We start from the raw sequence: 6,615 nt of genomic DNA on the forward strand, positions 1-6,615 counted from the left end.
AACGCCGGTCTGTCCTTATCGGTCACCCTCATGTTCATCGTCATCGGCATCTTAGTCGCCATCCTCATGGGCTTCTTCGTCGCCGCTGCCTGCGGGTACATGGCCGGTTTGATCGGCACGTCCGCCAGCCCGATCTCCGGTATCGGCATTCTCGGCATCATCATCTCGTCCTTAGTTGTCCTCGGCCTCGGCTCTTCAGCCGGTGTCTTTGAAACCCTTCAGGGAACCCAGTTTGCAACGGCATTGGCCATCTTCATCACCAGTGTTATCGTCAGTATCGCTGCGATCTCCAACGATAACCTGCAGGACCTCAAGACCGGCTACATCGTCGGTGCTACACCGTGGAAACAGCAGGTCGCCCTCATCTTGGGCTCTATCGTCGGCGCTATCGCCATCGCTCCGGTCCTGAACCTCTTGTATCAGGCTTACGGCTTTACCGGTGCACTGCCCCGTGCCGGCATGGATCCGACTCAGGCCCTGGCAGCTCCGCAGGCAACCTTGATGACGACCATTGCCCAAGGTATCTTCAGCGCCAGCCTCGACTGGAATTACATTCTCTTCGGCGTCGGCGTCGGCATCGTTGCCATCATCATCGATTTACTGTTAACGAAAAACACGAAAGCCCTGGCCTTACCGCCCCTGGCAATCGGTATGGGCATTTACTTACCGCCTACCCTTGAAATTCCTTTGGTCATCGGCTCCGTTATGGGCTACTTCGTCAATCGTTCCTTGAAAGCTCGTGCCGCTCGCCGCAGCCCGGGCCATGAAGAAGAAGATGTTGAAGCCTGCAACCACCGCGGCGTCCTCTTTGCTTCCGGTCTCATCGTCGGCGAAAGCCTCATGGGCGTCATCATCGCCCTGCTCATCGTCATCTCTGTCACCTCCGGCGGCAGCGAAAACCCCTTGGCTTTGGTTGGCAAAGACTTCCAGTCGACAGCCGATATTCTCGGGCTCATCGCCTTCATTGCCATGATCGTCATCTTCATCCGTCACATCTTCATCACCAAGTTCACGCCGGAAAACGGTTCGAACAAGTAAGTAAGATATACGGTGTATTAAATTTCTGTTAGAAATTAAAAAAGTTTTTCTAAAAAAATCCTCGCTTCGATCATCGTCTTCGCAGCGAGGACTTTTTTTTGTATATTTTTGAGCAATCGCGTATAATAAAAGCAAGCATTCCAACCCATTATTGATTCACCAGAAGGAGGTCTTTTCTTTGTACTTTCCCAAACTTGATAAACAGTCCTTAACTGAAGGCATCATCATTCCCGAAATGATAAAAGTCCGGCAAAGCTTCCCGTCACAGAACCTGGCCGATCCCATTGGCCGATTAAAGGAGCAGCTCCACTCTCTCGATGAGACAACCATTAGATCCTTGGAGGGAAAACGCATCGGCATTACGGCGGGAAGCCGCGGCCTCCCGCATTATAAAGAGCTTATGAAGGTCCTCTGCGATCAGCTCAAGGACTGGAAGGCAACCCCCTTTGTCTTCCCCGCCATGGGCAGTCATGCCGGAGCCACAGCAGAAGGCCAAAAAGCCCATCTGGCCCAATTCGGAATCAACGAGGAGTACCTCGGCGTTCCGGTATTATCGACCATGGACGTCGTCACCGTTGCCACCTTGGACGATGGCTTTCCAATTTACTGCGACAAGAATGCCTATGAAGCCGACGGCATCATTTTGTTTAACAAGATTAAACCTCACACCCACTTTAAATACAAGCACGAATCGGGTCTCTTGAAGATGATTTGTATCGGCTGCGGGAAACACAAAGGAGCTTCGGCCTTCCACGGACGCGGTTACGATACCTTTGGTCCCAACTTGGAACGGGTAGCCAAGGTATTCTTAAACAAGGTAAACGTCGTCTTTTCCGTCGGCATGGTTCAGAGTCCCAGCGACGACATCGCCGCCTTGGAAGTCATCCCTACGGATAAATTTTTCGAACGAGACGCCGCCCTGCAGGCCCTGGCAAAAGAACAAATGCCGCGCTTGAAGCTGCCTCACATCGATGTCCTCATCGTCGATGAAATCGGCAAGGAAATCAGCGGCACCGGGATGGATCCCAACATCACCGGGCGGACGGAACGATTCAGCCAAGAAGAAGCCTTTCGTTCACTGGCTCCGGACATCGAACGAATCGTCATCCTCGACATTACCGATGCCTCTCACGGAAACGGCTCGGGCTGCGGCATGGCTGACATCGTCAGTTACCGTTTCGTCAACAAGATGGATTTTGCCTCCGTTTACACCAATTGCATTACGGCCAAATCATTCCGCATGGCCTTGCTGCCTCTTTACGGCAACAGCGACAAAGATGCCATCGAAATGGCCATGGCCCATGCCTTCCTGACGGACCCCAATAAAGCCAAGGTCGTGCGCATTAAGAATACCCTGAAGCTGGAAGAAATCGAGTGCTCCCTATCCTGCTTGGAAGATATCGAAGGCCGGTCCGATATGACCGTCATCTCCAAGCCGTTTACTTGGACGTTTAATGAAGAAGACAATTTATGGTAGCCAAAAAGCATTGCCCCAAGTCCATCCTGAGGCAATGCTTTTTGTTTAAACTATCTTATTATAACCCTTTATGGCCGACTTTATCCATCCAGGCGAAGAGTTCTGCCAGGTCATAATCACCGCCGTGGCCTTGTCCCCAAGGAGAAGCAAAGTCTACTTCATATCCGGCCTGCTGCAGCCTGAGTGCAAGGACAGCCGGAACGGCAATAGCCGTGTCCCGATCGGCTTCGCCGTGACGGATACGCCAATATTTAGCCGTCTGAACATGGGACTTGCCGATATAATTCAATGGGTTAAGCAATTTTACGATGGCCTTATCCGCCGTCGTGGCCGTCGATAAGGAATGAATTTCCCCGTAATCCGTAAAGTGTTGTTTATCAATCGATGCCGTCCCAAATTCCTGATTTTCTCCGGAGCTCAAGTCCAAAGCGTCGAAAGCCGGAGCCGCCTTTAACCGCGTGACGTCACGGGCATAACCGGCTAAATCCATATCGACAACCTTCCCGTCTTTAATCGTCAGCCACGATTTAGATGATAAATCGATTCCCTGGTCCAGCGCCGTCTGAGCAGACGCCATGTAAATCGATTTAATGTATTCTGCAAAGGACCCCTGTCCATTTTCATCAAGGGTCAATGCTTTTCCGTCTTTATCGACAAGGTGCAGTCCGTTAATGTAATCGGGGTAGGCTGCTTTCAACTCTTTAGAAACCTGCTGCTGGGCTGCCGTCATCTCAGTCCCTGTCGTCGCCTCCATAGGCGCATTATCAGGGCGATTCATAACAGCCACAGAGACCTTGGCCGCTCCCCCCGATTCTTTAGGAGCATCCCCCGGTGCCATAGGAGGCATCATGCCGCCCTTACTCTGGTGATAGGTGTTTACCCCATTAAACATCCATTCATAAGCCATATCAGCGTGGTCGAGGTCGGTAATGGGGCAGTAAACACTGGACGCATAGATATCATCCCGTTCATTGGCAGCACCAAGGGCCTTTAAATACGGTTCATAATCGGAACTGTTCCCCGTCGCACCCATAAGGGAAGACAAGGCACCGCCGGCACTGGTCCCATTGGAGATGATTTTTTCCGTATCACCGGGTAAACGACCGGCATTATGGCGTACGTAGCGGACGGCAGCCTTCATGTCGACGATGAGGGCCGGCGCCTTACCGGTATAGGTTCCATCAGTACCTTGACTGGTCCGTCCCCGCGCTCCGGGAGCGGCCACGACATAGCCCTTAGACAAGGCGGTGAGAATGGCGTTGGCACCACCGGTCATGCGATCCTTTTCCGATGGGGTCCCCGGTTCGCCCGGCATATAGCCGCCGACGGTGTTAGGCATAAAAATCGGAGCCGTTTTAGCCGTATAGCCGTTGATTGTCTTCCCCTTAAAATAACCTTCAGGGACGTAAATATTCATCGATTGGTAGGTCGTATCGACAGGATGAGCTACGTAAACGCGGTTTTCATAGGCCCGAAAAGCCACTTTCTTGCCGTCGACAGTCATCGTCTTCTTTTCGTATTTTGTCGTATCCAGATCAAGGCTGTAAACAGCATTGACAGAGGACTCGGCCTTAGCCCGGGTCGCCGAAGCCGTCGCATCTACCGACACTGGCGATGTCATGGTTCCATCGGCAGCAAAAACCGTCCCGCCGGTCATCAACAAGCAGAGAACTGCTGCCATTACCTTGGTATGCTTCATATGCAAGACCACCTTTCTCGAATCATTTTGAGTTTTACTCTCGCTATTCCTCAGTATAGCATAGAAATGTCTCTTTATGGTGGCAATTTGTTCTATATTATTCACAAAAATCGTCGGCGCACAAAAAAACTGTGCATCGGGTAAAGCCCAAATGCACAGTCTTCTTTCATCGTCTCAACAACACACGCAGCAAATACGTAAATATATGCCAGCCATAGAGGAGTCTGTCGGCCAGTTGTGAACATCGTTTACTCCGGTAAACGGCATAACCGGAGCCGGCCCCTAAGACGAATCCTCCAAGGACATCGCTGACGTAATGAAGGCGGCAGAGGACACGAGAAACGCCTAAAATGACGGACAAGGCCAAGGCCGGAAGCCCCCAAAGGTTTCGTCGTAAAAGCAGCATAATGGCGACGGCCATACTATTCATAGCATGGTTGCTGGGAAAAGAGGCATTAGCCTTATGTTTAACTAAAGCAGCCCCTTTACCGCGAGCAAAAGGCCTCGGCCGATACCACAGTTTACCAATGAACCACGAAACAGATGAGGCGAGAATGACCGAAAACAAGCAATAAAGCAGCGTTTTCCGTTCTTTCCGTTGTTCCTTCTCGTTTTTAGGGCAAAACCAGGCCCCCAAGCCATAGAGGATAAACAGGCCGTGACCAAAGCGAGTAAACCACGATAAAGGACGAAGCCACAGATTATGGCGAGCCAGAAGAAATAGGATGAGTCGAACCATGTTGCCCTCCCTTTACCAAATCAACATTGCTTGTCAATAGCCTTTGCCATCGTCCCGGCCATATCAGCCAGCGAAATGCGGCGCATTTGCTCTTCCATCGCTTGCTGTACCTGACTCAACTTATCGTCGAGGCTGAGGTGGATGGTTTTACCGACAGGGCATTGGGGACTGGGGTGCTCATGAAAATGAAACAGAGAATCGCTGGGGATGCAGTCAACGGCATGGTAAACGTCGTATAAACTGATGTTCTCCAAGGGCTTTTTCAACGTAGCCCCTCCGGCTCCTCGCTTGACGTCAATAAATTCGGCCGCCTTTAACTGGGTAAGCAGGTTCCGAATAATGACCGGATTGGTACCGACACTGGAAGCAATGAAACTGCTGGTCACTTTTTCGGTCTTTTCAAAATATGCAATGCACAGCAAGGTGTGGACAGCCATCGTAAGGCGACTGGAAATCTGCATCCTTAAAGAGCCCCCACTTCACGGAGAATGGCCAAAGAAGGCGTGCAGGCCGGGCAGTCACAGAACTTAGCCCCACTGGCTTTAAGATCTTTGGCATGATCCAAGAGCTGAGCAGCAGCATCTGCCCCCAAAACCTTCGCAGCCGTATCCGATCCGGCAAAGCCGAGGAGTTCATCAATCGTCGATACGCCTTGCTTCAAGGCTTCAACATAGGCCGGAGTCGCTGCCTCTTTATCAGCAGCATCAAGCCATTCCTGGGCCGCTTTTTTCAAGGCAGGGCTGCAGCTGGGTGCTGCCACTAATTCCTGAGTTTTCGTAACCATAAAGTCGATGAGTTTCTTATCCATAATAGTACCTCCTAAGAAAAATAGCACATCTTTAGTTATAACCAATAAACTTACAACTATATCCTAGTCGATTTAAAAAGTAATGTCAACGGTTACAATATAGGCGATTAAAACCCCTCCCATTTTAAATAAACCAAATTAAATTTATTTACTACTATTTAAATTTAGATAATCAGTTTCACTAAGCCATTTATTGTGTAAACAAAGGTGGGGTTTAAACTAATTTTGGCTGGTGTAAACGTCTATAAAAAATTTGTGTTGCCACGAAATCGTCCCAGTCCGGCGATAAAACACGAAAAACGACGAATTACCAGAAGCAAGAATTCGGATCCGGAAAGAGGGGCCGATCATTTCGGAGCTCACAAAAATCGAAATGCTGCGGAAAAGCCCGAAAAGGACGTGGATGACCGTGCGACTAACACACGGGACATCGAGGAAGGTTTTAACGGGGGCAGCGCCGCACTAAAAAGCGGTTGCAACGTCTTTCAAGGTTGTCGCCCCCGGCATGACGGCAACGTGGCAGCGGTTGCAACGTTTAATCATAACTATATCGAGGCAGGCGATGCAAAGACCTAATCAGAGGCTGCAAGATCGCTCCATCGCTCTTTAGGCGATAAAGAAGAAGCTTCCGCAAAAAGTATCATTGCCTCAAGGAGAAAAAAAAGCCTCGGAGACGAATCTCCGAGGCTTTCGTATGTTTAACAGGAATACAGATTTAAGCGCGTACGGCTTTGACGGCAGCGATGAATTTCTTCGCCGTTTCCGTAATTTCATCGGCCGTTTTGCCGCCGCCCGTCAGGGCTCCGCCGGCTCCGACAGCGACGCAGCCGGCCTTGATCCATTCACCGGCGTTG

Annotated in this window: 7 protein-coding genes; 3 read left to right on the top strand and 4 right to left on the bottom strand. The window is 50.6% G+C overall.

The window, feature by feature from the left end; all coding sequences use genetic code 11:
* Both TX77_RS03055 and TX77_RS03060 read left to right on the top strand, forming a co-directional pair.
* Positions 1-1,038, top strand: a 1,038-nt coding sequence (locus tag TX77_RS03055) for an OPT family oligopeptide transporter (protein ID WP_044503447.1), incomplete at its 5' end; no start/stop codon positions are given.
* Positions 1,039-1,216: 178 nt separating this feature from the next.
* Positions 1,217-2,515, top strand: a complete 1,299-nt coding sequence (locus tag TX77_RS03060) for a nickel pincer cofactor-dependent isomerase, group 22 (protein ID WP_044503364.1) — start codon at positions 1,217-1,219, stop codon at positions 2,513-2,515.
* A gap of 58 nt (positions 2,516-2,573) precedes the next feature.
* On the opposite strand, the gene TX77_RS03065 is transcribed toward TX77_RS03060, so the two are convergent.
* The 4 genes from TX77_RS03065 to TX77_RS03080 form a co-directional block, all read right to left on the bottom strand.
* Positions 2,574-4,214: a subtype B tannase gene (locus tag TX77_RS03065; RefSeq protein ID WP_044503365.1), complete on the bottom strand. Its 1,641-nt coding sequence runs from the start codon at positions 4,212-4,214 to the stop codon at positions 2,574-2,576.
* A 166-nt stretch (positions 4,215-4,380) separates the two neighbouring features.
* The gene (locus tag TX77_RS03070; protein ID WP_081651684.1) at positions 4,381-4,953 is read right to left on the bottom strand and encodes a phosphatase PAP2 family protein; all 573 of its coding nucleotides are present in this window, start codon (positions 4,951-4,953) and stop codon (positions 4,381-4,383) included.
* 20 nt (positions 4,954-4,973) lie between these two features.
* Positions 4,974-5,414 (bottom strand): Rrf2 family transcriptional regulator, encoded by a 441-nt coding sequence (locus tag TX77_RS03075; RefSeq protein ID WP_044503366.1) that lies wholly within the window; start codon positions 5,412-5,414, stop codon positions 4,974-4,976.
* A 2-nt stretch (positions 5,415-5,416) separates the two neighbouring features.
* Positions 5,417-5,761 (bottom strand): hypothetical protein, encoded by a 345-nt coding sequence (locus TX77_RS03080; protein WP_044503367.1) that lies wholly within the window; start codon positions 5,759-5,761, stop codon positions 5,417-5,419.
* 225 nt (positions 5,762-5,986) lie between these two features.
* On the opposite strand from TX77_RS03080, the gene TX77_RS03085 reads away from it, so the two are divergent.
* Positions 5,987-6,337: a hypothetical protein gene (locus TX77_RS03085; RefSeq protein ID WP_044503368.1), complete on the top strand. Its 351-nt coding sequence runs from the start codon at positions 5,987-5,989 to the stop codon at positions 6,335-6,337.
* Positions 6,338-6,615 lie beyond the last annotated feature (278 nt).

It is taken from the genome of Megasphaera massiliensis, from assembly GCF_000455225.1.
Classification (GTDB): domain Bacteria; phylum Bacillota; class Negativicutes; order Veillonellales; family Megasphaeraceae; genus Megasphaera; species Megasphaera massiliensis.